This is a genomic window from Streptomyces sp. D2-8 (genome assembly GCF_023184515.1).
In the GTDB taxonomy this organism is placed as follows: Bacteria; Actinomycetota; Actinomycetes; order Streptomycetales; family Streptomycetaceae; genus Streptomyces.
On sequence record NZ_JAAHBP010000024.1, the window covers coordinates 70,031 to 96,110 of the forward strand.

Genomic DNA, 26,080 nt, shown 5'->3' on the forward strand with positions numbered 1-26,080 from the left:
CCCTCTCGGTGACCGGGAGGTATGCACCCATGAAGCAGCGCGCCGCACGCACCGTCTCGATGGCCCTGGCCGTGGCGCTGTCCGCCGGAGCGGCGGCACTCGCGCCGGCAGCGCAGGCAGCGGAACCGAAGTACGGCCACGAGGCGACCCGGACCGCGTTACGCGCTCTGGTCGAGAAGGGCGGCCTCCCCGGAGCGGCGGCCAAGGTCTCCGACGACAAGGGGAGTTGGTTCGGGCAGTCCGGCTACGCGGACACCGGCACGGGCCGCAAGCGGTCGGCCGGCGAGCACTTCCGCGGTGCCAGCATCACCAAGCCGTTCGTCGCGACCGTCCTGCTCCAGCTGGAGGCGGAAGGCAGACTGAACCTGGACGACACGGTCGAGCGATGGCTGCCCGGCCTGCTGCGCGGCAACGGCTACGACGGCAGCAGGGTGACGCTGCGGCAGCTGCTCAACCACACCAGCGGCATCGCCAACTACACCGACGACCCCGATTTCAGCCACGCCACCACAGGGCTCGGCTTCCCGGAGCACCGGTACGACACGTACACGCCCGGGGAACTCGTGGCGATCGCCCTGAAGACCCCTCCGCAGCCCGACCCGGAGAGCCGGCCGTCGTACTCCAACACCAACTTCGTCCTCGCGGGAATGGTCGTCGAGAAGGCGACGGGTCACTCGTACGCGCAGGAGATCACCCGCCGCGTCATCCGGCCGCTGAAGCTGCGCGGGACATCGTTCCCCGGTGCAGCACCACACATGCCGAAGCCCCACCCCGTCGGCTACTCCCGGCTCGACCAGGACGCCACCCCGGACGCCGAGATCCACGACGCCACGGAACAGAACATGACCTGGCTCGGCGCGGCCGGCGACGTCATCTCCACCAGCGGCGACCTCAACCGCTTCCAACGGGCCCTCGTGAAGGGCGAGTTGCTGCCCCCGCGGCAGACGAAGGAGATGTTCGAGGAGGTCCCGGCCGGACACGGCCTCGGGTACGGACTCGGAGTCGAGTTCGCCCGGTTGTCCTGCGGTGTGAAGGTGGTGGGCAAGAGCGGCTCCACGAACGGCTCCCTGTCCGCGATGGTCGGCACCCAGGACGGCAAGCACCAGCTCACGTTCAACGTCAACGGCGACTGGCTCCAGGACTCCTCCCTGTACATCAACGTCATCGAAGCGGAGTTCTGCGGCCGGATCCCGTCCCGGACGGACCGGACACCGGCCGCGCCCCGCCTGGGCTAGGGGGCCAGCGAGCCGAGGTGCGTCCTGCGGGCCTCGGCCGTCTGGCCCTGCACCAGCAGGAACATCCCCTCGCGCGCCAGCCGCTGGGCGCGGCTGCCCAGATCCATGGAGCGGCCGCCCCCGGCCACGATCGCCGCGGTCGTGGCCGCGCGCAGCAGGTCGTACGCGCGTGTCTTCACGGCGAGTCGCTGCGGGACGGAGTCGTGCGCGGCCGGCCGGTCGGCCAGGGCGTAGGCCTCCTGTCGCACTTCGTCGAGCCGGGCCCGCAGCGACCGGGCCGTCTCCGATCCGTCCGGGGCCTGCGCCACCAGGTCCAGCGCCGCGTACGCCACCCCGAACACGGCCGGACTGGCGTTGGCGGCCCGGGGCAGGTCGACCAGGGCGAACTCCTCCCGCGGCGTACGCAGCACGACGGCCTCCTCCGGCACCCACAGGCCGTCCAGCTCCAAGGACACCGTGCGGGCGGCGGTGAGGGCCGCGAGCCGCATCGGCGCCGACGGTGTCAGCCCCGGCTGCTCGCGGGCCTCGGCGAACACGAACACCACCTCGGCCGTGTCCGTCACCCCGGCCAGCAGCATCACGTCGTTCAGCCCCCAGCCCGTGTACCAGGGCACCCGGCCCTCGAACCGCCAGCCGCCCTCCTCGGGAACGGCCCGCACCGGCACCCGGGGGAAGGCACGGACATGGGCGTACGCGATGCCCGCCATCAGCTCGCCGGTCGCCAGGGGGCGCAGCAGCTTCTCCCGGACGGGCGAGTCGTGTGCGGCGAGCAGCTTCACCGGTGTGTGGTGCTGTGTCTGCACGAACCATGTGGAGCAGCACGCCCCGGCCAGGATCTCCGCGGTCTCCCGCGCCACGGCCACGGGCGCGTTCGCCCCGCCGTACTCCCGCGGCGCGACCACCCCCAGCAGCCCCGCCCGCTTCACCGCCTCGACATGACTCGCGGGCACACCCTCCCGGTCGACGCGCTCGGCCCGCGGGACGAGCAGATCGCGCGCCAGTCGCTGTGCGCCGGTGACGAGGGGATGGGGTGTGGTGGTCATGGGAGGAATTCTCGCCGTCGGGCGGCGCGGGGTGTCGATCCGGGGCTGTGTCGTTCGTGTAGGAGGTGCGGGGACACCCGGACGACGTCAGGCCAAGGAGGCCGTCATGAAGTACTACCTGCTGAGTGTGATGCAGCCGGTCGGCGGTATGCCCGACCCCGACACCCTCGAGGAGATCGGCAGGAACCTCGACGCCTTCCACCAGGAGCTGCGCGAGGCTGGCGCCTGGGTCTTCGCCGGCGGGCTGCACGGCCCGGACTCCTCCACGGTGCTGCGGCCCGGCGACGGCGACGTCCTGATCACCGACGGGCCGTACGCCGAGGGCAAGGAGATGCTCGGCGGCATCTGCCTCGTCAGGGCACCCGATCTGGACGCCGCCCTGGAGTGGGGGCGCAAGGCGGCCCTGGCCACGACCCTGCCGATCGAGGTCCGTCCCTTCATGGGAGACGCCGACTGATGGAGGTGGACGTCGAGGCGGTCTTCCGCGCGGAGTACGGCCGCGCGGTCGCCGTCCTCGTCCGCTTCCTCGGCGACATCGACCTCGCCGAGGAAGCGGTCCAGGACGCGTTCACCGCGGCGGTACGGCGCTGGCCGGAGGCCGGCGTCCCGGCCAGCCCGGCCGGATGGATCATCACGACCGCGCGGAACAGCGCCGTCGACCGCCTGCGCCGTGAGTCGTCCCGGCCGGCCAGGCACGCCGAGGCCGCCCTGCTGCACACCTCCGGCGCACCGCCCGAGGAGGGCCCCGTGGGCGACGACCGGCTCCGCCTGATCTTCACCTGCTGCCACCCCGCGCTGGCCCTCCAGGCCCGGGTCGCCCTGACCCTGCGGCTGCTGGGCGGCCTCACCACCGCGCAGATCGCGCGCGCCTTCCTCGTGCCCGAGCCGACCATGGCCCAGCGGCTCGTCCGCGCCAAGGCGAAGATCCGCAACGCCGGGATCCCCTACCGGGTGCCCCGCGACGCCGATCTGCCCGACCGGCTCGGCGGGGTCCTGGCCATCGTCTATCTGGTCTTCAACCAGGGGTACGAGGGATCGCCCGAGCTGTGCGCCGAAGCCGTACGGCTCGGCCGGCTGCTGGCGGAACTCATGCCCGACGAGCCCGAGGTGACGGGCCTGCTCGCGCTGATGCTCCTCGCCGAGTCCCGCCGGGACGCCCGCGGGAGCGACCGGGGCGAACTGGTGCCGCTGCCCGAGCAGGACCGCGCTCGCTGGGACCACGACCTGATCCGCGAGGGCCAGCAGCTCGTTCGCCGCTGCCTGCGCCGGAACCGGCCCGGGCCCTACCAGATCCAGGCCGCCGTCCAGGCCGTCCACAGCGACGCGCCGACCGCGGACGCCACCGACTGGGCGCAGATCCGGCGACTGTACGACCAGCTCATGACCATCGCCCCGAGCCCGGTCGTGGCGCTGAACCGGGCCGTCGCCGTGGCCGAGACCGAGGGCCCCGGGCCGGCCCTCACCCTCGTGGACGCCCTGGGCCTCGACGGCTACCACGTCCTCCACGCCGTACGTGCCGACCTGCTGCGCCGTCTGGGCCGCGACACCGAGGCGGTGCGGGCGTACGCGAGGGCCATCGCGCTCGCGGAGAACCCGGCGCGACGCGCGTTCCTCGAGCGCCGCAGGAGGGCACTCGCACGCCCCCGGCCGGACGGCCCGTGATGACCGGCCGGGAGAGTCGTCAGGACCGGGAGGCGGGCAGGTCCAGCTCCGTGAGGACGTCGAAGTCGAGTCCGTCGGCCCGCGCCAGGTAGATCCGCTGGCGTACGTGAGCGTCCCGCAGGTGCAGCAGCCCGCGCGGGCCCTCGTACGACACCGCACCCGCTCCCGCGGCCGCGCCGATCGCCGAGACGTCCAGCGTCCCGGCCCTCTTCAGCAGTGCGGCCAGCAGCAGCACCCCCTCGTAGCAGGACTCGCCGAGGCTGCCGAGGGCGGGTGCCTGGACGCCGTAGCGGGCGGCGTACCGCCCGTGGAAGTCGAGGGTGTCGCGATTGGCCAGCGAGGCGAAGAACCCGGCCGTGCTGTAGAGGTCCTCGGTGGCCGCCGGGCCGCTCGCCACCAGCATGTTCTCGTCCATCAGCGTGCTCAGCCGCAGACAGCGCGCGGGCAGGCCGTACGCCGCGAACGCCCGGTTGAAGCGCACCGCGTCACTGCCGACGAGCAGCATCAGGACCGCGTCGGCGTCCGAGCGTTCGACGCGGTGCAGCACCGGCTCGAAGTCGTGGGTGCCGAGCGGGAGATAGACCTCACCGGCGACGCGGCCGCCACGGTCCCGGGCGTACTCGTGGGCCGAGCGGGCCGTATGGCGCGGCCACACATAGTCGTTGCCCACCACGAACCAGCGCCGCACCCCGCGTTCGCGTGCCAGCAGGTCCATCGCCGGCCGGAGCTGGTCGCGCGGGGTCTCGCTCGTCAGGAACACCCCCGCCGTGTCCTCCCCGCCCTCGTACAGCGCGGTGTACACGTACGGGACGCGGTGCGCGATCCGTGGCGCCAGCTCCTGCCGTACGGAGGAGATGTGCCAGCCGGTGACGCCCTGCACGGCACCCAGGTCCACCAGCGCCTCGACCTCGGCGGCGATCTCGTGCGGCGCGCCCGAGCCGTCGACCGGCACCAGCCGGAGCTGAGTGCCGAGCACGCCGCCGTCCCGGTTGACCTCCTCGACGGCCAGCCGCGCGCACAGCTCACAGGTGGGCCCGAAGATCCCGGCAGGCCCCTGCAGGGGGAAGACGAGGGCCACGCCGAGCACGGAGTCGTCGGCCGTGAACCACTCGGGCCCGGAAAGGTCGTGCCGGAACATGGCGTCATGATTCCGGCTCCACCGGACGAACTCCAGTGCGTCTCCTACGATGGACACCCCTCGTGACCTAGGAGCAGGGATGCCCAGCCCCACCCGGCGTCGGCCCGACGACCTCGTGCAGTTGCTGACGCGGGCCGAACGGCTCGCGGCGCGGCGGTTGCAGGGCGTTCTGGGGGCGGAGGGCTGCTCGCTCGACGCCTGGCGGGTGCTGGCCTCGCTGTCCGACGGCGAGGGGCATCACATGACGGGGCTCGCGGAGGCCGCCTTCCTGCCGCCTCCGACGCTGACCAAGCTGGTCGACCAGCTCGTCGACCAGAACCTCGTGCACCGCAGGGTCGATCCGTTCGACCGCCGCCGCATCCTCGCTCACCTCACCCCGCGCGGCCAGGAGTACTGGCAGCGCGTCGACCGCGCGGTCCGCGCCGGCCGGCCCTCGCTCGGCGACGGCGACGACGACCTGCTGCGGGCCCTGCTGGACCGGTTGGCCGCGACGCTGGAGGACGCGGCGCACGTGTGAGCCCCTGGCAAGGGAATGACGGGCCGTCACCCAGCGCGCATACGACAGGTCTATACCTGACTGGTCTACACCCTTGACTGGTACAGACCAACGCGGTTGAGTGTGCCTCCACAGCCCCCACCACGGCCGCCCCCACGCCGTGACCGGACCACCGGTGCGTGCGGTCAAGGGCCTGCCCCGCCCTGCCCTTGTCGGGGTGCGGCCGTGCTCCGCAAAGGAGTTGAACCCGTGTCGAGACGCCGCATCTCCGCAGTCCTGGCCACCCTCGCCCTCGCCGGCACCGCGCCGGTGCTCCTGCCCGCCTCGAACGCCTCGGCCGCCGCGTGCTCCAGCTACCCGAACTGGACGGCGGGGAAGTCGTACGCCGCCGGCGACATCGTGCGCTACACCGACGGCAAGGCGTACATCGCCGAGCACGCCAACCCGGGCTACGACCCCATCATCAGCACCTGGTACTGGGAGCCGTACGCCTGCGACAACGGCCCCGGCACGCCCGACACGCGCTTCGTGGTGACCGAGGCCCAGTTCCACCAGATGTTCCCGAACCGCAATTCCTTCTACAGCTACAGCGGCCTCACCGCGGCCCTCAGCGCCTACCCCGGCTTCGCCAACACCGGCGGCGACACGGTGAAGAAGCAGGAGGCCGCCGCCTTCCTCGCCAACGTCAGCCACGAGACCGGCGGCCTGGTGCACGTGGTGGAGCAGAACACCGCCAACTACCCGCACTACTGCGACTGGAGCCGGCCCTACGGCTGTCCGGCCGGACAGGCCTCCTACTACGGGCGCGGCCCGATCCAGCTGAGCTGGAACTTCAACTACAAGGCCGCGGGCGACGCGCTCGGCATCGACCTGCTGAACAACCCCTGGCTGGTGCAGAACGACTCGGCCGTCGCCTGGAAGACAGCCCTGTGGTACTGGAACACCCAGACCGGCCCCGGCAGCATGACCCCGCACAACGCCATGGTGAACGGCGCCGGGTTCGGACAGACGATCCGCAGCATCAACGGCTCCCTGGAGTGCGACGGCAAGAACCCGGCGCAGGTGCAGAGCCGTGTGAACAACTACCAGCGGTTCACGCAGATCCTCGGGACCGCACCCGGCGGCAACCTGTACTGCTGACGCCGGACCGCGTGGCGTGGTGTCATGCGGGATGTCATGAACCTGACTGGTTGACCGAAGGGCATCCCTCATGCGCCTACGCACCCCCCACGCCCTGCTCGCCACGACCGCGGCGCTCGCCGCCGCGGTCGTGGCCCCCCAGCCCGCTGCCGCCGCCGTTCCGGCTCCGGGTACGTACTACGTCCAGAGCGCCACGACCGGGCTCAACGCGGCCGACAACGGCGGAGCGGTCGAGCAGCACAGACCCCGCGGCAACGAGGACCGCCAGCAGTGGCGGCTGAAGCCGAGCGGCTCCTCGCATCTCCTGGAGAGCACCGACGCGCCCGGCAGCTGCCTCGGCCGCAGCGGCGACCAGGCCGCGACCGTCGCCTGCGCCGGCGCCGACGCCGGGTGGGAGATCAGTCCTCTCGGCGCCGACCGCCACACGCTCAAGGCCCCGGGGACCACGCGCCACCTCACGGTGGCGCCCAAGCCGCCCGGCGCCACCTACCCCGCCCGGCTCGCCCTCGGCGGCTCCGGCGACCTCGCCGCCTGGTACCTCACCCCGGTCGACCCCGCCACCGGCCCCATGCCGCCGCAGGAGCGACGCACCCTGGACCAGGTCACGTTCCTCACCACGCACAACGCGTACGCCAACGGCGTCGACGGCGGCTTCGCCCCGCCCTTCGTCAACCTCGTGCCGAACCAGACCCGCGGCATCGAACGCCAACTCGCCGACGGCGTCCGGGGATTCATGCTGGACATCCACCAGACCCCCGACGGTGCGATCCTCTGCCACAACAGCTGCACCCTCGTCAGCAGGCCCGTCGCCCTGTGGGTCGACCTCCAGCGCATGGTCGACTTCCTGACAACCCACCCCGACCAGTTCGTCACCGTCTTCCTGGAGGACTACGTCGACCCGGCCGTCCTGCGCGCCGAACTCGCCCGGGTCAACGGCCTGTCGGACGTGCTCTACCGGCCCGACCTCACCGGCGTACGGCAGAACGGCTGGCCGACGATGGCGGAGCTGGCCGCCGCCGGCGACCGGCTGCTGATCTTCACCGATCACAGCCGCTCCGCCGACCAGGCCGCGGGCCTGACCCGGGACAGCTTCGGCGTCATGTACCAGCGCGAGTGGACCGTCGAGAACTACTGGTCCATGGGCTCGGGCGTCGGCACCTCCGACTGGTCCTGCTACAGCCGCTGGTACGGCGCCGACACCAACATCCCACTGACCCGCACCGAGACCGGATTCCGTCCGCTGTTCGTCATGAACCACTTCCGTGACGTCCCGATCACCGGCACGGCCGGCACCGACAACACCAAACTCGCCGACCGCGCCCGGAGGTTCTGCCAGCCGGCCGCGCGCAAGAAGCCCACCTTCCTCGCCGTGGACCACTACGACCGCGGCAACCCGGCATCCGCCGTCAGCACCCTCAACTCGTACACGTATCCGTAAACCGGGTTCGCCGGTCCGCGCGTCGTGTGTGAGACTCCGCCGATGAGCTCACAGCTGATCACCGCGGACGCCGCAGGCACCTGGAAACTCGGCGACCTGCCCGTCCACCGCCTCGGCTTCGGCGCGATGCGGCTGACGGGCAGCGCCGCCTTCCACCACGGCACACCGAGTGACCGCGGCCGGTCGATCGCCGTCCTGCGCAAGGCGATCGACCTCGGGATCAACCACATCGACACAGCGGCCTTCTACTTCTCGTCGCTGCGCTCCGCCAACGAACTCATCAACAGCGCGCTGGCGCCGTACCCAGACGACCTGGTCATCGTCACCAAGGTGGGCCCCTACCGGACCCACGACGGCGCCTGGGGCACCGCGGCCCGCCCCGAGGACCTGCGCGGCCACGTGGAGGAGAACCTGCGCCAGCTCGGCCGCGACCACCTGGACGTGGTCAACCTGCGCCGGATGCCGAAGAACGACTCCGTCGCCGAGCACTTCGGTGCCCTCGCGGAACTGCGCGAGGCCGGCCTGATACGGCACCTCGGCATCTCCAACGTCGAGCCGCGCCATCTGGCCGAGGCGCAGGCCATCGCACCCGTGGTCTGCGTCCAGAACCGGTACGCCCTCGACCGCCCCGACCCCGAGACCGACGAACTGCTCCGCATCTGCGGCGAACAGGGCATCGCCTTCGTGCCGTTCTACGCCGTCGCCGGCGAAGCCGGTGAGCACGGTGCCGTCACCGCCCATGACCAGGAGGTCCGCGCCGTGGCCCGGGCCCATGGCGCGAGCCCCGCCCAGATTCGCATCGCCTGGACCCTGCACCAGGGCCCCCACGTCCTCGCCATCCCCGGCACCGGCAACCCCGGCCACCTCACGGAGAACGTGGCGGCGGGCGCGATCCGCCTCACCGACGAGGAACTGGACCGGCTCGATCTGCCGCGCCGCAAGGCCGGTTGAGCGACGACTACACGGCCCAGACACCCTCCCGCATGAGATGCCTGCGCGGCATCTCGTGCTGCTCGCACCACGCCTGTACCGCGCGCGGCCGCACCCGGAAGAACGCGTACGACCCGTCGTCCTCGCGCGGATCCCACCCGGTCTTCGCGCGGAACGCCTCGGCCGCCGCCGACGGCACCTCCCGCATCGGGTAGGTCCGCACCTCACCGTCGACGAGCACGACGTCCCGGGTGTCACCGAAGGCCAGCCGGGTCCGTCCGCCGTCCCGCAGATTGCGGCCGGTGGGGTTGCTCAGCCGGGTGCACAGCCACACGGCCTCGTCGTGCCACACGAACGACAGCGGCACCAGACAGGGAACCCCTTCGGCATCCGCCGTCCCCACCCAGATGTCGATCTCGCGCTCCAGACGGCCCAGCAGGTCCGCCTTGCGCAGCTCGGGGGTGCGGGACGGCTCGGTGATCTTCATGGACGGGACGCTAGCGGGCGGAGGGGCCGGGGCGCCTCGGGCCCCGGCCCTAGGCCCGGGGCCCGAGGCCGTGTCCGCAAAGTCCCCCCTGCCCCGCGGGCGGACGACGGGACTTTGCGGACACGACCTAGGACTCCCGAGGTACTGCCCCACGCCCTCGCCCAGTGACCAGTCGGCCGACGCGTTCTCGGTCAGGACGACGAACACGTTCCGCGGCTCGGTGCCGGCGTGGGCGAGGTCGGCGATCCTGCGGTACAGCGCCTGCTTCTGCGCGGGCGTGCGACCGGAGAGCGCAGTGTGATCGCGACGTAGACGATGCCCTTGTCGCGGTGCACGCCGAGGTAGTCGTCGAAGCGCAGGGTGCCGCTCGTGCCGTCGTGGTCCACCGGGACCTGGAACCGGTCGTCGGGCGGGATGCCGATCGCCTCGGTCAGGGCGTTGTGGACGGCAATAGTGTACATACTAGTAGTTACAGTAGAGGTCGAAGGGGTCCACCGGGTAGTTGGCATCCCCGAGGTTTTACGTATAACCTCTCCGGTCAACCGCCCGCTCCGAGAGGCACCGATGAGACGTATCGCCCTGGTCACCCTCGTCGTCGACGACTACGACGAGGCGATCCGCTTCTACACCGACGCCCTCGGATTCCGGCTCGCCGAGGACATGCCCCGGCCCGACGGATCGCGCTGGGTCGTCGTCGAACCCGGCACCCCGGGAGCCGGCACCGGCCTGCTGCTGGCCCGCGCCAAGGGCGAGGCCCAGGCAGGCCGGGTCGGGGACCAGACCGGCGGACGGGTCGGGTTCTTCCTGCACACCGACGACTTCGCCCGCGACCACGCCCGGATGACCGAGGCGGGCGTGACCTTCCTGGAGGACCCGCGGCGCGAGCCGTACGGGACCGTCGCCGTCTTCCAGGACCTGTACGGCAACCGCTGGGACCTGCTCCAGCCCGCCGGCTGACCGCTTCCCGCCGCTTCGAACCACCCGCCCGAGGAAAGACCCCGCCATGACTGCTACGCGCGTAGACGCCGACCTGATCCGCCGCCTCCCCAAGGCCGTGCTGCACGACCACCTCGACGGCGGCCTGCGCCCCGCCACCGTGGTGGAGCTGGCGGAAGCGGTCGGCCACACCCTGCCCACCACCGACCCGGACGAGCTGGCCGCCTGGTACTACGAGGCCGCCAACTCCGGCGACCTGGTGCGCTACATAGCCACCTTCGAGCACACCCTCGCCGTGATGCAGACCCGCGAGGGCCTGCTGCGCACGGCCGAGGAGTACGTCCTGGACCTGGCCGCCGACGGCGTCGTCTACGGCGAGGTGCGCTACGCCCCCGAGCTGAACACCAGGGGCGAGCTGACCATGGCCGAGGTCGTGGAGACCGTCCAGGAGGGTCTCGCGGCGGGCATGGCCAAGGCTGCTGCCGCGGGCACGCCGGTGCGGGTCGGCACCCTGCTGTGCGGGATGCGGATGTTCGACCGGGTGGGCGAGGCGGCCGACCTGGCCGTGGCGTTCCGTGACGCCGGGGTCGTCGGCTTCGACATCGCCGGTGCCGAGGACGGCTTCCCGCCCGCCGACCACCTCGCGGCCTTCGAGCACCTGCGCCGCGAGAACGTGCCGTTCACCATCCACGCCGGGGAGGCGCACGGGCTGCCCAGCATCCACCAGGCCCTCCAGGTGTGCGGCGCCCAGCGCATCGGGCACGGTGTGCGGATCACCGACGACATCCCGGACCTCGCGGCGGGCAAGCTCGGCCGGCTCGCGAGCTGGGTCCGCGACCGGCGCATCGCGCTGGAGATGTGCCCGACGTCCAACCTCCAGACGGGCGCCGCCACTTCGATCGCCGAGCACCCGATCACCGCGCTGAAGGACCTCGGCTTCCGCGTCACCCTCAACACCGACAACCGGCTGGTCTCGGGCACCACGATGACCCGCGAGATGTCCCTGCTGACCGAGCAGGCGGGCTGGACCGTCGAGGATCTGCGCACGGTGACCGTCAACGCTCTGAAGAGCGCGTTCCTGCCGTTCGACGAGCGGAACGCGCTCATCCGGGACGTGGTGCTGCCCGGTTACGCCGCGGCGCTCTGAAGCAGCCCCCGGAGGTAGGCGGCCTGTCCGATGTGCTGGAGATCGTCGGACAGGACGCTGACCAGCCGGACGCCCAGGGTGACGGGTGGGTCCCAGCGCTCGTCGATGACGCGTTCCAGGTCCTTGGCGGCGAGTCCCCGCAGGGCGTCCAGGCTCTGGTCGTGCACGGCGTCGTAGTAGCCGGTCAGCAGCTCGCCCGAGTCGACCCGGACCCTGGCGACCTTGGCGGGGCTGTGGCCGTAGCCCGTGTCGCGGCGGGGCAGGTCAAGACCGAAGCGCTTCTCCCAGTCCTGGGTCAGCCACACCTGGTCGAGGCCGAAGGCGTCGGCCAGGTGGTCGTCCTGGACGCGGGTGAGATGCCAGACCAGCCAGGCGATCGAGTTGGTGTCGGGGGAGGGGCGGGCGCTCAGCTCGTCGGGCCCGAGACCCTCGACGGTGGCGTGGACTTCTTCGCGGATGCGGTTGAAACCGTCGATGAGGATGTCCTTCGCATGCATAGGTCCACCATCGCGCATCGCCGGGAATCACGCGCCGGGGATCACCGCGGGGAATCACGGGCCGGGGATCCAGCTCCCGTGGAAGCCCAACGGCACCCGGGCCCGGGCGCGATCGTGTACCCGTCGTCCTCCGCAGCCCTCCCGTCGCACGGGTCGGACGGCACGAACATGGCCTCAACGGTCACGAGTCCGTTGCGTGGCACGGATCGGGTCAGGAGGGGTGGACAATCTCCCGGGGTGGTGCCAGACCCCCGGTTTCCAGCAGGGCCATCAGGGCCCGGGCCGCCGGGCTGGTCGCCTGCTCGGGCGGCAGCAGGGCCACCGTCTCGTAGACGGCCTCGCCGGTGCCCTTCACGGGCAGTGCGGTCAGGGTGGCGCGTTTGTGTGCGAAGTGGCGCGGCACGACGGCGACGCCGAGGTTCTCGTCGACCAGGTCGAGCAGCGTGTGTACGTCGTTCACCTCCAGGGCCACCGATCTCCGTACGCCGGCGGCCGCGAACACCGTGTCGGTGGTGCGGCGCGGACCCCAGTCCGGCTGGAAGTCGACGAACACCTCGCCGCCCAGCTCCTGCGGTGTGACCGCCGCGCGGGCGGCGGCGAGCCGGTGGCTGGAGTGGCACAGCAGCGTCATCGGCTCGCTGGTCAGCGGCACCGATCGCAGCTGGTCGCTGTCCGCCTGCGTCCGCACCGCGAACGCCAGGTCGAGCCGCCCCGCCTCGACGTCCTCCGCGAGCGCGCCCGACCCGGCCTGCCGCAGACAGATCTCCACGTCCGGATGACGGTGCCGGAAGGCGGCGAGCAGCCCCGCCACGTGCACCCCCGCGATGCACTGCTCGCTGCCCAGTGTGAGCATGCCGCGCAGCACGCCCTGCACCGCCGCCACCGCCTCGTGGGCCGAGCGGACCTGCGCGAGGATCCGCTCCGCCTCACCGAGCAGCGCCCGCCCGGCCGGGGTCAGCGTCACCCGGCGGGTCGTGCGCACGAACAGCGGCGTCTGCAGCTCCCGCTCAAGGGCCCGGATGGACGCCGACAGGCCCGACTGGGACACCAGGAGCCGCTCCGCCGCCCGGGTGAAGTGCTGGTCCTCGGCGACCGCGACGAAGTGCTGCAAGTGGCGCAGTTCCATGACTGAGAAGCGTAGCCGCTGAATTCCATCGGATTCTTCTGTTGGACGCATGGGCGCAGGTCACGCCAGAGTGGAGACCGGTTTCATCCCGACCGTGCCAACCCCTCTGGAGTCGCGTTGTACACCGCACACCCCGACCGCTACGCGGACATGCCCTACCGGCGCACCGGACGCAGCGGCCTGCAGCTCCCCGCGCTCTCGCTCGGCCTGTGGCACAACTTCGGCCCGGACCGGCCCGTCGAGACGCAGCGCGCCATCCTGCGCCGCGCCTTCGACCTCGGCGTCACCCACTTCGACCTCGCGAACAACTACGGCCCGCCGCCCGGCGCCGCCGAGTCCGCGCTGGGCGAGTTCCTGAAGGCGGACTTCGCGCCGTACCGCGACGAGCTGGTCATCTCCACCAAGGCCGGCTACCTGATGTGGCCGGGCCCGTACGGCGAGTGGGGCTCGCGCAAGTACGTGCTGTCCTCACTGGACCAGAGCCTGAAGCGGATGGGCCTGGACTACGTCGACATCTTCTACTCGCACCGCCCCGACCCGGACACCCCGCTCGAGGAGACGATGGGTGCCCTGCACTCGGCGGTGCAGCAGGGCAAGGCGCTGTACGTCGGTGTCTCCAACTACTCCGCGGAGCAGACCCGCGAGGCGGCCCGCATCCTGGGCGAACTGGGCACGCCGCTCCTCATCCACCAGCCGCGCTACTCGATGCTGGACCGCCGCCCCGAGGACGAGGGCCTGCTCGACGCCCTCGACGAGCTCCAGGTCGGCTCCATCGTCTTCTCGCCGCTGGAGCAGGGCGTGCTCTCCGCCCGCTACCTCGACGGCATCCCTGAGGGTTCCCGGGCCGCGAGCGACAGCCCCTTCCTGAACTCGGACGCGCTCACCGAGGACCTGGTGGGCCGGCTGCGCGACCTGAACGACATCGCGAAGTCGCGCGGCCAGACCCTGGCCCAGATGGCGCTGGCCTGGGTGCTGCGCGGTGGCCGGGTCACCTCCGCGCTGGTCGGCGCGAGCAGCGCGCAGCAGATCGAGGACAGCGTCGGCGCCACCCGCAACCTGGACTTCGACGCGGACGAGCTGGCCCGGATCGACGCCATCGTCAAGCAGTAGCAGGTCCGCCCGCCCGGGGGCGGCCGCCCGCGGGCGCGCCGGCTACGCGCTGATCCGCTCCTCGAGGCGCACCGTCACCGTGTCGCCCTCCTCCTTGCCGATGGCCTTGCGGATGCCGGCCTTCACGGGCAGCTTGTGCGTGCCGTCCCCCAGGGCCATGAACGAGCTGCGGAACGGGTGCCCGTCGATCGTCCCGCGGACCTTGACCAGGCCGCGGGTGCCGAAGAACTCGACGGACCGGGGCCAGACCAGATAGGTCCAGCCGCCCTCGGCGGGGCTTCTGCGCAGGACGGCGGTGAACTCCGCGTCCAGTTCTCCCGTGACGGCCATGACGTCCTCCGGTGCTGGGCGGCCTCTTCCCCGTACAGACCGCCGGACACCGGAGAACTCATCGCCGGTCGTCTCACTCCCCGGCGGGTACCCGGTCCAGGAACCCGAGCACGGCCCTGATCCGGCCCTGCCCGTCCGGCGTGATCACATCCGACCCGGCGACCGCCGCCGAGCCGTCGGCCGCGCTCACCAGCTCCCACGAGAACCGGGCGGTGTCGTGATGCCCGTCGACGGCGCCGGTGAGCCGGAACCCGAACCCCGGGAACTGCTCGTGGGCCGCCGCGATCACCGCGGCGATGCCCTCGTGCCCGCCGACGTCGGCCAGAGGGCCGGTGCAGCTGCCTCCGGAGTCGTGGGCCCCCGCGACAGCTCGCCGGATTCCAGCCAACTCGGGGGGTGAATATGCCAGGAGAGTGGCCGGAAAGTCGTGGTGACAGTGATTCAGTAGTGAACATACTGACCTGCGAGAGCGCTTTTCACATCGAGCGACGGCGACCTCACGCACAGCACGCGAGCCGCAGGGATGCGAGGCCGGGCCGGCAGGCGGGCAGGGCAACGGGGGAGGGTCACGTGCACGACGAGTTTCTGTGCCACGTCACGGCGTACGGAGTCTGCGACGGCCGCCGTATCGGAGTGCCCCTCGGTACCTACCGCGCGCCCACCCTCGCCCTCGCCCTGTGGTGGCTGCGCGACCGCGCTTCCTGGATCGCCCAGCGCCTCGACCCCCAGCCCGACGCCGAGCACTTACCGCCGGGCGCGCTCGTGCCGGTCGCCCACACCGTGCCCGACGTGCCCGGGCTGCTGCGCGCCTGGTGCGCCGATCCCGCCCAGCAGGAGCGGATCGCCGAGGAGTTGGCGGCCGGACGGCTGGTGCGCATCGCCACCAGCGACGACACCACCGAATACGAACTGCTCGCCGAGTCCGTGGACACCCTGCGGATGCAGCGCACGGCTCCCTTCGTCGGCATCACGGTCGGCTGACCCCGCTGCTCACCCCGCTCTCGCCCAGGCGCATAACATGGCAAATCGGTAGAATCTTGACCATGGCGCAACCCTCGGTAGCACCAGAACTCGTCCTGGAGACAGAGACGAGCACCACCGTGATGATCCCGGGCCGCGACTACCACGTGGGGCGCGATCCGTTGTGCGACGTCGTCATCGACGACGACCGGGTCTCCTGGCACCATGCGGTGCTGCGTCCCGAGGACGGTCACTGGACGATCGAGGACGAGGACAGCACCAACGGCACCTATGCCGACGGCCGGCGCATCCACGAGTGGGACGTCGGGCCCGGCAGCGTCATCCGCTTCGGCAATCCGGCCGACGGACCGCGCATGACCCTCACGGGCCGCCCCGCTCCCGCCGCACCCGCCCCGGAACGCCCCTCCGCCGTCTCCATGCCGGCCCACACCAGCACCTACCGGCAGCCCACGACCGTACGCCCGCTGCCCTCCCGCACCGTCCGCATCGGCCGCGCCCCCGACAACGACCTGGTCATCGACGACCTGTTGGTCTCCCGCCGGCACGCCGAACTGCGCGCCCTGGCCGACGGAACCTACGAGATCACCGACGTGGGCAGCCACAACGGCACGTACCTCAACGGCAGCCGCGTCACCAGCGCCCCGGTCGGCCAGGGCGACATCGTCGGCATCGGCCACTCGGCGTTCTGCCTCGTCGGCGACCAGCTCCAGGAGTACGTCGACACCGGTGAGGTCTCCCTCGACGTGCAGGATCTCGCGGTCACCGTCGACCGGGGCCGCAAGACACTCCTCGACCACGTGTCGTTCCCGGTCGGGGAGAAGTGCCTGCTCGCCGTCGTCGGCCCGAGCGGCGCCGGCAAGTCCACCCTCCTCAACGCCCTCACCGGCCAGCGGCCCGCCAACCACGGCACCGTCCTCTACGACGGCCGCGACCTCTACCGCGACTACGCCGAGCTGCGCCAGCGCATCGGCCTGGTCCCGCAGGACGACATCCTGCACGCCCAGCTGACCGTCCGCAAAGCCCTCTCCTACGCCGCCGAGCTGCGCTTCCCGCAGGACACCGCCAAGGCCGAGCGGCGCGCCCGGGTCGACGAGGTCATCCGCGAACTGGGCCTGGAACAGCGCGCCGACCAGCACGTGCACAGCCTGTCCGGCGGTCAGCGCAAGCGCGTCAGCGTGGCCCTGGAGCTGCTGACCAAGCCCTCGCTGCTGTTCCTCGACGAGCCGACCTCCGGCCTCGATCCCGGCATGGACCGGTCGGTGATGCACATGCTGCGCGGCCTCGCCGACGACGGCCGGACCGTCATCGTCGTCACCCACAGCGTGCTCAGCCTGGACGTGTGCGACCGGCTCCTCGTGCTCGCGCCCGGCGGAAAGATCGCCTACTACGGGCCGCCCGAGGACGCCCTGTCCTTCTTCGGCTTCGAGGAGTGGCCGGAGGCCTTCGAGGCCTTCGACCGGGACGCGGACCGGGACTGGGCGGGGGAGTACCTCGTCTCGCCGTTCCACGGCCGGTACGTGGCCGACGCCTCGGCGCAGCCCCAGCAGCCCCGGTCCGAGCCCGTCGTCATCACCGCCCCGCCCCGGCCGCGGAGCCGGAGCGCCCAACTCGGCACGCTGGTGCGCCGGTACGCGGCCGCGCTGAGCGCCGACCGCACCTTCCTGATCATCATGATCGCGCTGCCGTTCGTCATGGGCGCGATGGCGCGCGCCCTCGCGGGCGGCAAGCTGACGCTCGACACGGCGATGAACGCGCTGCTCATCCTGTGCGTCGGCGCGGTGCTGACCGGGGCGGCCAACGCCGTGCGCGAACTCGTCAAGGAACGCGTGATCTACCAGCGGGAACGGGCGGTGGGGCTCTCCAGATCGGCGTACCTGATGTCCAAGGTCATCGTCCTGGGTGTCATCACCGTGCTCCAGGCGGTGGTGCTGACCCTGGTCGCCCTGCTCGGCGTCGACCTCAACGCACCGGGCGGCGAAGGCGTGCTGATGCCGCCCCTGGTGGAGATCACGGTCGCCGTCGCCCTGCTGGCCTTCACGGCGATGATGCTCGGCCTGCTCGTCTCGGCGCTGGTGCGCAAGGAAGAGGTGACGATGCCGCTGCTCGTGCTCATCGCCATCGTCCAGGTCGTCTTCTGCGGCGCCTTGCTGAAGCTGGCCGACACCCCCGGGCTCGAGCAGCTGGGCTGGCTGGTGCCGGCGCGCTGGGCACTGGCCGCGATGGCCGGCACCGTCGGGCTGGGCCGGATCGTGCCCGATGACCTGACGAAGGACCCGCTCTTCGAGCACTCGGCGGGCACGTGGCTGCTCGACGTCGGGATGCTGGTCGTCCTGTCGGTGCTCTTCGGCTTCCTCGTGTCCCGGATGCTGCGCCGGCACGAACCGGCCGTCATGCGGAAGTAGGGAGCGCCGATGACGTCCCCCGGCTTCCGGCCCACGCACGTCGTCCCGCAGCACGGGATGCCCGCCTGGGAGGCCCCCGACCCGGCCCGGCCCACCGTGGACCTCGACCCGCTGCTGCCGGTGCAGCTCCTGGAGCGGCAGGGCGACTGGGGGCACGTGCTGTGCTTCAACGGCTGGTCGGCCTGGGTCGACGGCCGCCGCCTGGTCGCCGTACCGCTGGATCCGCCCGCCGCGGACGGGCCCCTCACCCGCGCCGCCGATCCGCGGCCCCTGCTGGGCCGGGCGCAGGCAGCCCTGGCGCGCTACCGCTCCGCGGTGGAGGACCTCGCGGGCGGCCTCGACCGGGAGTCGTTCCGCACCCGTACCCACGGCATGCGGATCGGCGTCGTCATCGACGGCGAGTCCGTGTGGCTCTACGACTCCGCCCACGGGCATTGGGTGTACGCCGACGGCACCCGGATGACCACGTACGCGACGGACGAGACGCCCGCGGCCGAACCGGAGTCCCGCCCGGCCGAAGCGCCCGTGCATCCCCCTACGCGGGTCGTGCCGCCCGAGGGCCCCATCGAGCCGCCCCGCGCCGAGCAGGCGGCTCGCCCTGCCGACCCGCCTCCACCCGCCCAGAGCGCACCCGCCGGACCGACGCGCGTGGTCCCGCCTGAGGCACCCGGTCCGTCCGGGCTGGTTCCGCCCGAGGCCCCGGAGCCGAAGGGGGCCTCGCCTGCCGGGGCGCGGAAGCGGGCTGTGCGTGCCGAGCCTCCGGAGCCGACGCGGGTGGTGGCTTCGGATACGCCTGAGCGGAGGGGGGCTGTGCGTGCCGAGCCTCCGGAGCCGACGCGGGTGGTGGCTCCGGATGCGGCTGAGCCGACCCGGGTGGTGGCACCGGACGCCCCCGGGCCGTCGGGGGGTGTGCGTGCCGCGCCTCCGGAGCCGACTCGGGTGGCGTCTTCGGATACGCCCGAGCGGAAGGGGGCTGTGCCTGCCGAGGCTGCAGAGCCGACCCGCGTGGTGGCGCCGGACGCACCCGAGCCCACGCGGGTGGTGGCTTCCGACGCCCCCGAGCCCACACGAGTCGTGGCCCCCGACGCCCCCGAGCCGACGAGGGCCGTATCCACCGACGCTCCGGAGCCCACGAGGGCCGTATCCGCTGACACACCCGAACCCACGCGCCTCGTGTCCCCCGAGGACCGTGAGGACGAGGGCGAGGACGATCGGCCGGTCGTGGCGCCGCCGCCCACGCGGGTCGTGGGGCATGAGCCCACCCGGGTCGCCTCACCCGAGGGAGACGGCCGGTGAACCGCGAGACGAGCCTGTTCTCGGGGCGGCCCTCCGAGCTGGTCGGGCAGCAGATCGCCGGGTACCGGATCGAGCAGGAGATCGGGCGCGGCGGCATGGCCGTCGTCTACCGGGCCCGCGACCTGCGCCTGGAACGCACCGTCGCCCTGAAGCTGCTCGCCCCGGAGCTCGCCCGCAACGACACCTTCCGCCGCCGCTTCACCCACGAGTCCCGGGCCGCCGCAGCGATCGACCACCCCCACATCGTGCCGGTGTTCGAGGCCGGCGAGACGGACGGCGTGCTGTACATCGCCATGCGGTACGTCGCCGGCAGCGACCTGCGGCACGTCCTCGACCGTGAGGGCCCGATGCCGCCCGTCACCGCCCTGCGCGTCGCCGCCCAGCTCGCCTCCGCGCTCGACGCGGCCCACGACAACGGACTGGTCCACCGGGACGTCAAGCCCGGCAACATCCTGGTGTCCCGCGGCACCGACAGCGACCACCCCGAGCACGTCTACCTCACCGACTTCGGCCTGACGAAGAAGTCGCTGTCGCTGACCGGCTTCACCACGGTCGGCCAGTTCGTCGGCACCCTCGACTACGTCGCCCCCGAGCAGATCTCCGGCAAACCGGTCGACGCCCGCTGCGACGTGTACGGCTTCGCCTGCGTCGTCTTCGAGACCCTCGCGGGCCATCCGCCCTTCCTCCGCGACGACGACATGGCCCTGCTCTGGGCCCACCAGTACGACGAACCGCCGCCGCTGACCGAGGACCGTCCCGACCTCGACCCGCGGGTCGACCCCGTCTTCGCCCGGGCCCTCGCCAAGAGCCCCGATGACCGGTACCCGTCCTGCCTCGCCTTCGTCGCCGCACTGCGCGCCGCGGCAACCGGCGGCGGGGCCGGGGCCACCAGGGCGCCCACGCGGGCGGACCGGCAGCTGCCGGGCGCGGGGGAGGAGCGGCCCAAGCCGCCGCCACGCTGGGCCGAACCGGTCTTCGTACAGCGGACGTAGGGCCCTGCGTCAGCCCTCGCTGTCGGAGCGCACCTCGCCGCGCCGCCGCACGTGCCGCGCGAGCAGCGCCCCGGCGAACCCGGTCACCAGCCCCCACGGGACGGCCAGGCCGACGGCACCCCACAACTTAGGTCTCAGGAACAGCTCGCCCCCGAGACCTCCGCCCAGATCGCCGATGCCGAGCACGGACAGGCCGAAGTGCGCGGAGAGGCGTCCGAGCAGGCAGATCATGAACACCGTGAGCATCAGGGCGACCGCCATGTGCACGGCGTGCTGCCAGGCCCGCAGCCGGGCCGGTGACCGGGCCGCCATCACGAACGCGGCGGCCAGCAGCAGCACGACGTCGATGACCAGCAGCCACCACACCCGGCCGTCGTGCTCGGAGAGGGTCCGCAGGTTCAGCTCGGAGACGTCCGGCGTGCGCAGCACCTCGTCGAGCACATGCGGCATCGGCAGCCCGAACGGTCCCTCCACCCGGCCGTTCCAGGTGGCGCCGAGCCCGATCGTCAGTGCCAGCCACACCAGGTTGGGCAAGCCGAGCAGGATCACCGCGAACGTCTCCCGCACGTGTCCCTTGGTCGCCGCGACGATCAGGGCGACGACCACGCCGATGACGACGCAGGCCAGCAGCAGCGCGACCATCGCGTACGCGGCCGGCCGCACCGACGTCTGAAAGCGCAGCAGCCCCGCGGGCAGCGGGGCCCCGCGCGACACCAGCAGCGCCAGCACCAGCACACCGGCCAGCCACACCACACCGACGAACACGGACAGCGGAACGTCGGTGGTGAATCCGATCTTCGGTGATGCGCCGAACAGGTCGCCCAGTTCACCGAGCGTGTCGTCCCCGAGGGAGATGTCGAAGGTGTGGCGTGCGGCGAGCGTCACGCCGATCAGCGCGAGCAGCCACAGGGCCGCCACCCGGCCGGCCCAGCCGGCCAGCTCCGCGGCACCGGCGACCGCCCGGTGCCGCAGCGGACGCAGGAACCCCCAGGCGATCACCAGCGCTCCGGTCAGCGTGACGGACAGCGGAATCACCGTCAGGCCCGCCTGGGTGTCGGCGAGGTCGCCGGCGCTCCCGGCGAGCCTCACCGTGCCGCCGACGGCGGTGACCACGGTGGCGGCGACGACGGGGACGAAGGCACCGTCCGGAAGGTCCGAGGCCCCGGCCGCCCACAGGCCCAGGGCGGCCACCACCGCCATGGCGAGCAGCCCACCGAGCACCGTGACGAGGGCATGCGCCCAGCCGTGGCGGGCGACGGCCCGCTCGCCGGAGGTGCGTGCCTGGCCGGAGGGGGTGCGCGAACTCACGCTGCCACGCTAAGCAGGCCCCGCGCCGGACGCCCGCCGGAGAGGTCCGTCCGCGTCGGCTTGCGAGGCCTACGGGGCAAGGGCACACAATAAGGTCGTAGTGGAAAAAGCGGCATAGACCGGGACCAATCACCCCGGTGGTGTGAAGGCCGCAGAGAACCCACGCGGGAAGAAGAGCTCGTGAGCGTCGATCCGCCGTCGTCCGGCCGCCCCACAGGACCTCCCTCGGGCCCGCTGTCGGGTCCCTCCCAGCCGCCCTCGGGCGGCGGCCCGCCCTCGGAGCCGCCGAGCGGCGGAGGCGGCAAGGAGCCGGAGCCCCGCCGGCCGTGGTGGGGGTCCGTGCCCCGTGTCGCGATCATCGCCACCGCCGTGGTGGCCGCCGTGATCCTGGCCGTGGTGCTCTCCCGGCCCGACAACGGCGGCTCGGGTGCGTCCGACGGCGGTACCAGCACGTCCAGCGGCGAGGTCTTCCTCCAGCCCGCGGCCGACACGGGCCCGGACGCGTTCACCGAGTCGACGACCGAGGAGAAGAGCTCCGCCTCGCCGGTCACGCCCTCGGGGGCCACCGAGTCGGCGCCGCAGAACGCGCTCCGCGGTGTGAAGGGCGACGCGCCCGGCCTGTACGGCGGCACCCGCAACGTCGCCAGCTGTGACGTGGAGAAGCAGATCCGGTACTTCGAGGACGCCCCGGACAAGCAGCGCGCGTTCGCCTCGGTCATCGGGGTCCAGTCGTCCGAGGTCCCCTCCTACCTGCGCTCGCTCACCCCCGTGCAGCTCCGCATGGACACCCGCGTCACCAATCACGGCTACAAGAACGGCGCCCCCACCAGCTACCAGGCCGTCCTCCAGGCAGGCACGGCCGTCCTCGTCAACGACCGCGGCGTCCCCCGGGTGCGCTGCGCGTGCGGCAACCCGCTGTCCCCGCCGGTCGCCCAGCAGAGCGCGCCGAAGACGACCGGCGACGCGTGGCCGGGGTACAAGTCGTCGAACGTCGTCACGGTGACGCCCGCACCGGAGCCGGTCGACGTCTTCGTGATGTGTGAACCCGACGGCGAGTGGTTCGAGCGCCACACGGGCGACACCGGCAAGAAGGACGAGAAGACCAAGAAGCCGGACAAGCCCTCCCCGTCGGCGAGCGTCACCACACCGACGGCTCCGTCCGACTCGACGTCGTCGCAACCGCCCCCGAGCGAACCGCCGACCTCGGACACGGACACGTCGGGGCCGACGACGGACGAGCCGCCCTCGGCCGACACGCAGGAGCCTCCGCCCGACGCCAACACCGGGAGCGACACCGGCGGCGTCACGACGACGGACCAGGCCCCGGCCTCCTGATCCGGCCGGTTCACGCGGCACGGACCACCAGGGCGTAGTCGCCGAGCCCGAGCAGCCGATCGGCCGGCAGGTCGCCGTGGGCGGTGACGATCGCCTCGACCCGGCCCGTCTCCGGTTCGAACGCGACGTCCTGGACCGTGCCGAGCGTGTCGCCCGTCTCGGTGAGGATCCTGAGGCCCGTCAGCTCGTGGTGCGGCGGCACCTCGGACGGTTCGCCGGTCGTGCGGACCAGCACCGCGTCCGGGCCGATGGCGTGCAGGGCACCCCAGGCCAGCGCGGTCTCCTTGCGGGAGTGCCGGCCCCGCACCCGGACATGGGTGACCACACCGGACACGGCGTCGACCGTCAGCGACCTCAGGGAGCCGACCTCTTCCGCCTCGTTCAACGTCAGCACCGGCAGGCCCTGCGCCTCGGAGAACAGCATCATGACGCCGTCCCCTCGCGCCCGGCCCGGAAGGCGCCGACCCGGGCGGCGAAGGTCGGCAGGTCGTCGGCGACGTAGCGGGTGGCGTCCGCCGGGATGACCAGGGCACGGCCGGAGACCGCGAGCGTCTCGCCGCGCGGCACGTACACCCGGTGCCGACGGCGTCTGGAGCCCTGGACCAGGGCCTTGCCCGCGGCGATCCGGAATCCCACGACCCGGCCGACGGCTCCGCCTTCGACGATCACGTCGAGCACCGTGCCGACCTCGGCGCCCTCGTCGGTCAGCACCTTCGCGTGCAGCACCCGGCCCTGCTGGGCCTCGCGGCGGGCCACCACGACGGAGGTGTCCTGCAGGGCGAGGGTGTCGCGGATCATGACCGCGTGCGGACCCAGGGCGTACACCCCCGACCAGGGCAGGCTCTGTTTCAGCGGGCCCGACAACAGGCCCCGGCCGCTGAGCGTGAAGCCGGTGATCCGCCCGGCGGCGGCGTCGAAGACGGTGTCCTTGACCTGCGCGACGGCGTCACCGCCCAGGGTGACCACGGGCAGCGTCGTCAGACTCCGGGCAGCCAGCAGCTCGTTCATCGCAGGCCCTTTCCGCCGGGCCGTCGCCGGACCGCGATGACGGTGCCCGACCGCCGGCCCGCCTGCACGGCGAGCGTCACCACCGCGACGGCGGCGAGCGCCGCGATCACCAAGATCAGCCATGTCCACCAGGCCACCGCGCACCTCCGGCGATCCGGCCCGGCCGCCCTCGGCCGGCCCTGATTCTTTCCGGGTGCCCCACGAACGGGGGACAATGCCCGCGGCGCCGGACGGGCGAGCATCTGTCAGGACTGCGAAGCCCGGCTCGGGGTACGAGGACTGGTGCAGAGCGTCCGGCCAGTCCGGCTTCCCAGAGAGAAAAGAATGATCGACCACCTGGACGGGGCAGTGATACCGACTGGTTTCGACGTGCCCGTGGAACCGCTGAGGCGGGCGGCACACTACACCGGCGAGCAGGGATGCATCGCCGAGGCGCGGTCCTTCGCCGCGCTCTTTCTCGACCAGCTCAGGACCGAGTGGTGCGCGCGCATCGACGAGCGTGTCGACGGCGCCGTGCTGCTGGTGGTGAGCGAGCTGGTCACCAATGCCGACCGGCACAGCAACGGGCCGTACATCCTGGAGCTCGTCGGCACCGACGCCGCGGTCACGGTGTCGGTCTACGACAGCAGCTCCGCGCTGCCCCGCATCTTCCCCCGCGACCCCGAGCGCATCGGCTGGCACGGCCTGGAGATCGTCCACGCGCTCGCGGAGCAGGTCAGCGTGGAACGGGTGCCGGTGGGCAAGCGCGTGCGCGCCGTTCTGCCGCTCTCCGAGGGAACCGAGAGGTAAGTCGTCCGGGTGAGATGCGTCACCCGGACGAAGCGCGTCATTCCGTGCACACGTCGGGCCGTGGCGGTTCGGCGCCTGTCGTGTGGAGCCGAACATGCCGGCGTTGCCGAACACACCAGCGGGTGCCGCCCCACTCCCGCATGGGGGACGGCACCCGCTGGTCGGACGACGGTGTCAGGCGCAGCCCAGCTCGCCCAGCATGCCCTCGCGCAGTCGCGTGATGATCCGCTTGATCAGGCGGGAGACGTGCATCTGCGAGCAGCCGAGCCGCTCACCGATCTCCGCCTGGGTGGCCTCCTCCACGAACCGCATGTGGAGGATCTGCCGGTCGCGCTCGCTCAGCTCCGCCATGAGCGGGGCGAGCGAGTGGAAGTCCTCGACGAGCCGGAGCCCGTCCTCCTCCACACCGATGAAGTCGGCCAGGACCGCCTCGCCGCCCTCCGGGCCGTCGCCGGTGAGTGCGGCATCCAGCGACGACGAGTTGTACCCGTTCGCCGCGATCTGTCCCTCGACGACCTGACGCTCGGAGATGTTCATCAGCGTGGCCAGCTCGGCGACCGTCGGCTCGCGGTCCAGTCGGCTGGCGAGCTCCTCACGGGCCTTGGCCAGCTCCACGCGCAGCTCCTGCAGCCGACGCGGCACGTGCACGGCCCACGTCGTGTCCCGGAAGAACCGCTTGATCTCGCCGACGATGTACGGCAGCGCGAAGGAGGTGAACTCGACCTCGCGCGAAAGCTCGAACCGGTCGATGGCCTTGATCAGGCCGATCATGCCGGTCTGGACGATGTCCTCCATGTCGTCGCCGCGGCCCCGGAAGCGGCCGGCCGCGAAGCGTACGAGCGACATGTTCATCTCGATCAGGGTGTTGCGCGCGTACTGGTACTCGTGCGTGCCCTCTTCGAGTTCCGTCAGGCGCTGGAAGAACTGGCGGGACAGCTCCCTGGCGTCCCGCGGGGCGACGGACCGAGGGTCCACGACGCCCGGCAGTGCTCCGTCACCCGCGCTGGCCTCGGCGTTCTCTTCGACGACCTGTGCCTTCGACCGGATCACGGCGGTCTCCATTACCTCTCCCGAACGTCGCGGCGGACATCTGCATAGGTACTCCCGAGTTGCGGGTACCCGGGTCGACGCGCACCATGCCCTCCGATTTCCCCCTGGGTGAAATCGGGCAGTATGCCGCCCTCCTTCCTCGTGGGCGCGGTTATTCCACCCAGGGCTGAACGTCGGACCCTTCCGCCCGCGGCCGGGATTCCT

The 26,080-nt window shown here is 72.1% G+C and carries 28 protein-coding genes and 1 pseudogene; 17 read left to right on the forward strand and 12 right to left on the reverse strand.

What is annotated here, in order from left to right; genetic code table 11:
- Positions 1-29: 29 nt before the first annotated feature.
- Positions 30-1,235, forward strand: a complete 1,206-nt coding sequence (locus G3I77_RS33310) for a serine hydrolase (protein WP_248509721.1) — start codon at positions 30-32, stop codon at positions 1,233-1,235.
- Here the strand turns inward: G3I77_RS33310 and G3I77_RS33315 are convergent.
- Complete coding sequence (locus G3I77_RS33315) at positions 1,232-2,278, reverse strand: acyl-CoA dehydrogenase family protein (protein ID WP_248509723.1); 1,047 nt, start codon at positions 2,276-2,278, stop codon at positions 1,232-1,234. The genes G3I77_RS33310 and G3I77_RS33315 overlap by 4 nt on opposite strands.
- 106 nt (positions 2,279-2,384) lie before the next feature.
- Between G3I77_RS33315 and G3I77_RS33320 the strand changes: the two genes are divergently transcribed.
- Positions 2,385-2,735, forward strand: coding sequence for a YciI family protein (locus tag G3I77_RS33320; RefSeq protein ID WP_248509725.1), 351 nt, complete (start codon positions 2,385-2,387; stop codon positions 2,733-2,735).
- Complete coding sequence (locus tag G3I77_RS33325) at positions 2,735-3,940, forward strand: RNA polymerase sigma factor (RefSeq protein WP_248509728.1); 1,206 nt, start codon at positions 2,735-2,737, stop codon at positions 3,938-3,940. Before G3I77_RS33320 ends, G3I77_RS33325 begins: the two co-directional genes overlap by 1 nt.
- A gap of 19 nt (positions 3,941-3,959) precedes the next feature.
- Here the strand turns inward: G3I77_RS33325 and G3I77_RS33330 are convergent, their stop codons facing one another.
- Positions 3,960-5,078: a substrate-binding domain-containing protein gene (locus G3I77_RS33330; protein WP_248509939.1), complete on the reverse strand. Its 1,119-nt coding sequence runs from the start codon at positions 5,076-5,078 to the stop codon at positions 3,960-3,962.
- 79 nt (positions 5,079-5,157) lie between these two features.
- Between G3I77_RS33330 and G3I77_RS33335 the strand changes: the two genes are divergently transcribed.
- The 4 genes from G3I77_RS33335 to G3I77_RS33350 all read left to right on the forward strand — a co-directional run bounded on the left by G3I77_RS33335 (position 5,158) and on the right by G3I77_RS33350 (position 9,103).
- Complete coding sequence (locus tag G3I77_RS33335) at positions 5,158-5,595, forward strand: MarR family winged helix-turn-helix transcriptional regulator (protein WP_248509736.1); 438 nt, start codon at positions 5,158-5,160, stop codon at positions 5,593-5,595.
- 228 nt (positions 5,596-5,823) lie between these two features.
- Positions 5,824-6,714: a glycoside hydrolase family 19 protein gene (locus tag G3I77_RS33340; protein ID WP_248509738.1), complete on the forward strand. Its 891-nt coding sequence runs from the start codon at positions 5,824-5,826 to the stop codon at positions 6,712-6,714.
- A 70-nt stretch (positions 6,715-6,784) separates the two neighbouring features.
- Entirely contained in the window at positions 6,785-8,152 is a 1,368-nt protein-coding gene (locus tag G3I77_RS33345) for a PI-PLC domain-containing protein (RefSeq protein WP_248509740.1), read from the forward strand.
- 42 nt (positions 8,153-8,194) lie between these two features.
- The gene (locus G3I77_RS33350) at positions 8,195-9,103 is read left to right on the forward strand and encodes an oxidoreductase (protein ID WP_248509741.1); all 909 of its coding nucleotides are present in this window, start codon (positions 8,195-8,197) and stop codon (positions 9,101-9,103) included.
- Positions 9,104-9,110: 7 nt separating this feature from the next.
- Here G3I77_RS33350 and G3I77_RS33355 read toward each other — a convergent pair whose 3' ends face one another.
- Both G3I77_RS33355 and G3I77_RS33360 read right to left on the reverse strand, forming a co-directional pair.
- Entirely contained in the window at positions 9,111-9,569 is a 459-nt protein-coding gene (locus tag G3I77_RS33355; RefSeq protein ID WP_248509941.1) for a pyridoxamine 5'-phosphate oxidase family protein, read from the reverse strand.
- Between the two features lie 132 nt (positions 9,570-9,701).
- Positions 9,702-10,018, reverse strand: a pseudogene (locus tag G3I77_RS33360) (tautomerase family protein); the annotation flags it as partial.
- Positions 10,019-10,133: 115 nt separating this feature from the next.
- Here G3I77_RS33360 and G3I77_RS33365 point away from each other — a divergent pair.
- Positions 10,134-10,526, forward strand: a complete 393-nt coding sequence (locus G3I77_RS33365; RefSeq protein ID WP_248509742.1) for a VOC family protein — start codon at positions 10,134-10,136, stop codon at positions 10,524-10,526.
- A 46-nt stretch (positions 10,527-10,572) separates the two neighbouring features.
- The gene (locus G3I77_RS33370) at positions 10,573-11,652 is read left to right on the forward strand and encodes an adenosine deaminase (RefSeq protein WP_248509743.1); all 1,080 of its coding nucleotides are present in this window, start codon (positions 10,573-10,575) and stop codon (positions 11,650-11,652) included.
- On the opposite strand, the gene G3I77_RS33375 is transcribed toward G3I77_RS33370, so the two are convergent.
- Both G3I77_RS33375 and G3I77_RS33380 read right to left on the reverse strand, forming a co-directional pair.
- The gene (locus tag G3I77_RS33375; RefSeq protein WP_248509744.1) at positions 11,634-12,149 is read right to left on the reverse strand and encodes a DUF664 domain-containing protein; all 516 of its coding nucleotides are present in this window, start codon (positions 12,147-12,149) and stop codon (positions 11,634-11,636) included. The two genes, G3I77_RS33370 and G3I77_RS33375, sit on opposite strands and share 19 nt — an antisense overlap.
- A 211-nt stretch (positions 12,150-12,360) precedes the next feature.
- Complete coding sequence (locus G3I77_RS33380) at positions 12,361-13,275, reverse strand: LysR family transcriptional regulator (protein WP_248509745.1); 915 nt, start codon at positions 13,273-13,275, stop codon at positions 12,361-12,363.
- A 117-nt stretch (positions 13,276-13,392) separates the two neighbouring features.
- Here G3I77_RS33380 and mgrA point away from each other — a divergent pair, with 117 nt between their 5' ends.
- Positions 13,393-14,385 carry an L-glyceraldehyde 3-phosphate reductase gene (mgrA, locus tag G3I77_RS33385; RefSeq protein WP_282574257.1) on the forward strand — a complete coding sequence of 331 codons (993 nt, stop codon included), beginning with the start codon at positions 13,393-13,395 and terminating at the stop codon, positions 14,383-14,385.
- Between the two features lie 42 nt (positions 14,386-14,427).
- Here mgrA and G3I77_RS33390 read toward each other — a convergent pair whose 3' ends face one another.
- Together G3I77_RS33390 and G3I77_RS33395 are read right to left on the reverse strand one after the other, a co-directional pair.
- Positions 14,428-14,715 (reverse strand): DUF1905 domain-containing protein, encoded by a 288-nt coding sequence (locus G3I77_RS33390; protein WP_248509746.1) that lies wholly within the window; start codon positions 14,713-14,715, stop codon positions 14,428-14,430.
- Positions 14,716-14,788: 73 nt separating this feature from the next.
- A complete protein-coding gene (locus tag G3I77_RS33395; RefSeq protein ID WP_374387836.1) occupies positions 14,789-15,124 on the reverse strand; it encodes a nuclear transport factor 2 family protein in 336 nt (111 codons plus the stop codon).
- A gap of 161 nt (positions 15,125-15,285) precedes the next feature.
- Between G3I77_RS33395 and G3I77_RS33400 the strand changes: the two genes are divergently transcribed.
- The 4 genes from G3I77_RS33400 to G3I77_RS33415 all read left to right on the forward strand — a co-directional run bounded on the left by G3I77_RS33400 (position 15,286) and on the right by G3I77_RS33415 (position 20,386).
- On the forward strand, positions 15,286-15,696 hold the full coding sequence (locus G3I77_RS33400) for a hypothetical protein (RefSeq protein ID WP_248509749.1): 411 nt from the start codon (positions 15,286-15,288) through the stop codon (positions 15,694-15,696).
- Positions 15,697-15,758: 62 nt separating this feature from the next.
- Complete coding sequence (locus G3I77_RS33405; protein WP_248509756.1) at positions 15,759-18,098, forward strand: FHA domain-containing protein; 2,340 nt, start codon at positions 15,759-15,761, stop codon at positions 18,096-18,098.
- A gap of 9 nt (positions 18,099-18,107) precedes the next feature.
- Positions 18,108-19,394, forward strand: a complete 1,287-nt coding sequence (locus G3I77_RS41320) for a hypothetical protein (RefSeq protein WP_374387785.1) — start codon at positions 18,108-18,110, stop codon at positions 19,392-19,394.
- A complete protein-coding gene (locus G3I77_RS33415; RefSeq protein ID WP_248509758.1) occupies positions 19,391-20,386 on the forward strand; it encodes a serine/threonine-protein kinase in 996 nt (331 codons plus the stop codon). The genes G3I77_RS41320 and G3I77_RS33415 overlap by 4 nt, the downstream gene beginning before the upstream one ends.
- A 9-nt stretch (positions 20,387-20,395) precedes the next feature.
- On the opposite strand, the gene G3I77_RS33420 is transcribed toward G3I77_RS33415, so the two are convergent.
- Positions 20,396-21,694, reverse strand: a complete 1,299-nt coding sequence (locus G3I77_RS33420) for a streptophobe family protein (protein WP_248509762.1) — start codon at positions 21,692-21,694, stop codon at positions 20,396-20,398.
- 180 nt (positions 21,695-21,874) lie between these two features.
- Here G3I77_RS33420 and G3I77_RS33425 point away from each other — a divergent pair, with 180 nt between their 5' ends.
- A complete protein-coding gene (locus G3I77_RS33425; RefSeq protein WP_248509764.1) occupies positions 21,875-23,029 on the forward strand; it encodes a DUF6777 domain-containing protein in 1,155 nt (384 codons plus the stop codon).
- Between the two features lie 10 nt (positions 23,030-23,039).
- On the opposite strand, the gene G3I77_RS33430 is transcribed toward G3I77_RS33425, so the two are convergent.
- Entirely contained in the window at positions 23,040-23,456 is a 417-nt protein-coding gene (locus G3I77_RS33430) for a PRC-barrel domain-containing protein (RefSeq protein ID WP_248509766.1), read from the reverse strand.
- Positions 23,453-24,037, reverse strand: coding sequence for a PRC-barrel domain-containing protein (locus G3I77_RS33435; RefSeq protein ID WP_248509772.1), 585 nt, complete (start codon positions 24,035-24,037; stop codon positions 23,453-23,455). The genes G3I77_RS33430 and G3I77_RS33435 overlap by 4 nt, the downstream gene beginning before the upstream one ends.
- A gap of 36 nt (positions 24,038-24,073) precedes the next feature.
- On the opposite strand from G3I77_RS33435, the gene G3I77_RS33440 reads away from it, so the two are divergent.
- A complete protein-coding gene (locus G3I77_RS33440) occupies positions 24,074-24,220 on the forward strand; it encodes a hypothetical protein (protein WP_248509774.1) in 147 nt (48 codons plus the stop codon).
- Positions 24,221-24,361: 141 nt separating this feature from the next.
- Complete coding sequence (locus tag G3I77_RS33445; RefSeq protein WP_248509776.1) at positions 24,362-24,826, forward strand: ATP-binding protein; 465 nt, start codon at positions 24,362-24,364, stop codon at positions 24,824-24,826.
- A 174-nt stretch (positions 24,827-25,000) separates the two neighbouring features.
- Here G3I77_RS33445 and G3I77_RS33450 read toward each other — a convergent pair whose 3' ends face one another.
- A complete protein-coding gene (locus G3I77_RS33450) occupies positions 25,001-25,888 on the reverse strand; it encodes an RNA polymerase sigma factor SigF (protein ID WP_248509778.1) in 888 nt (295 codons plus the stop codon).
- Positions 25,889-26,080: the final 192 nt, after the last annotated feature.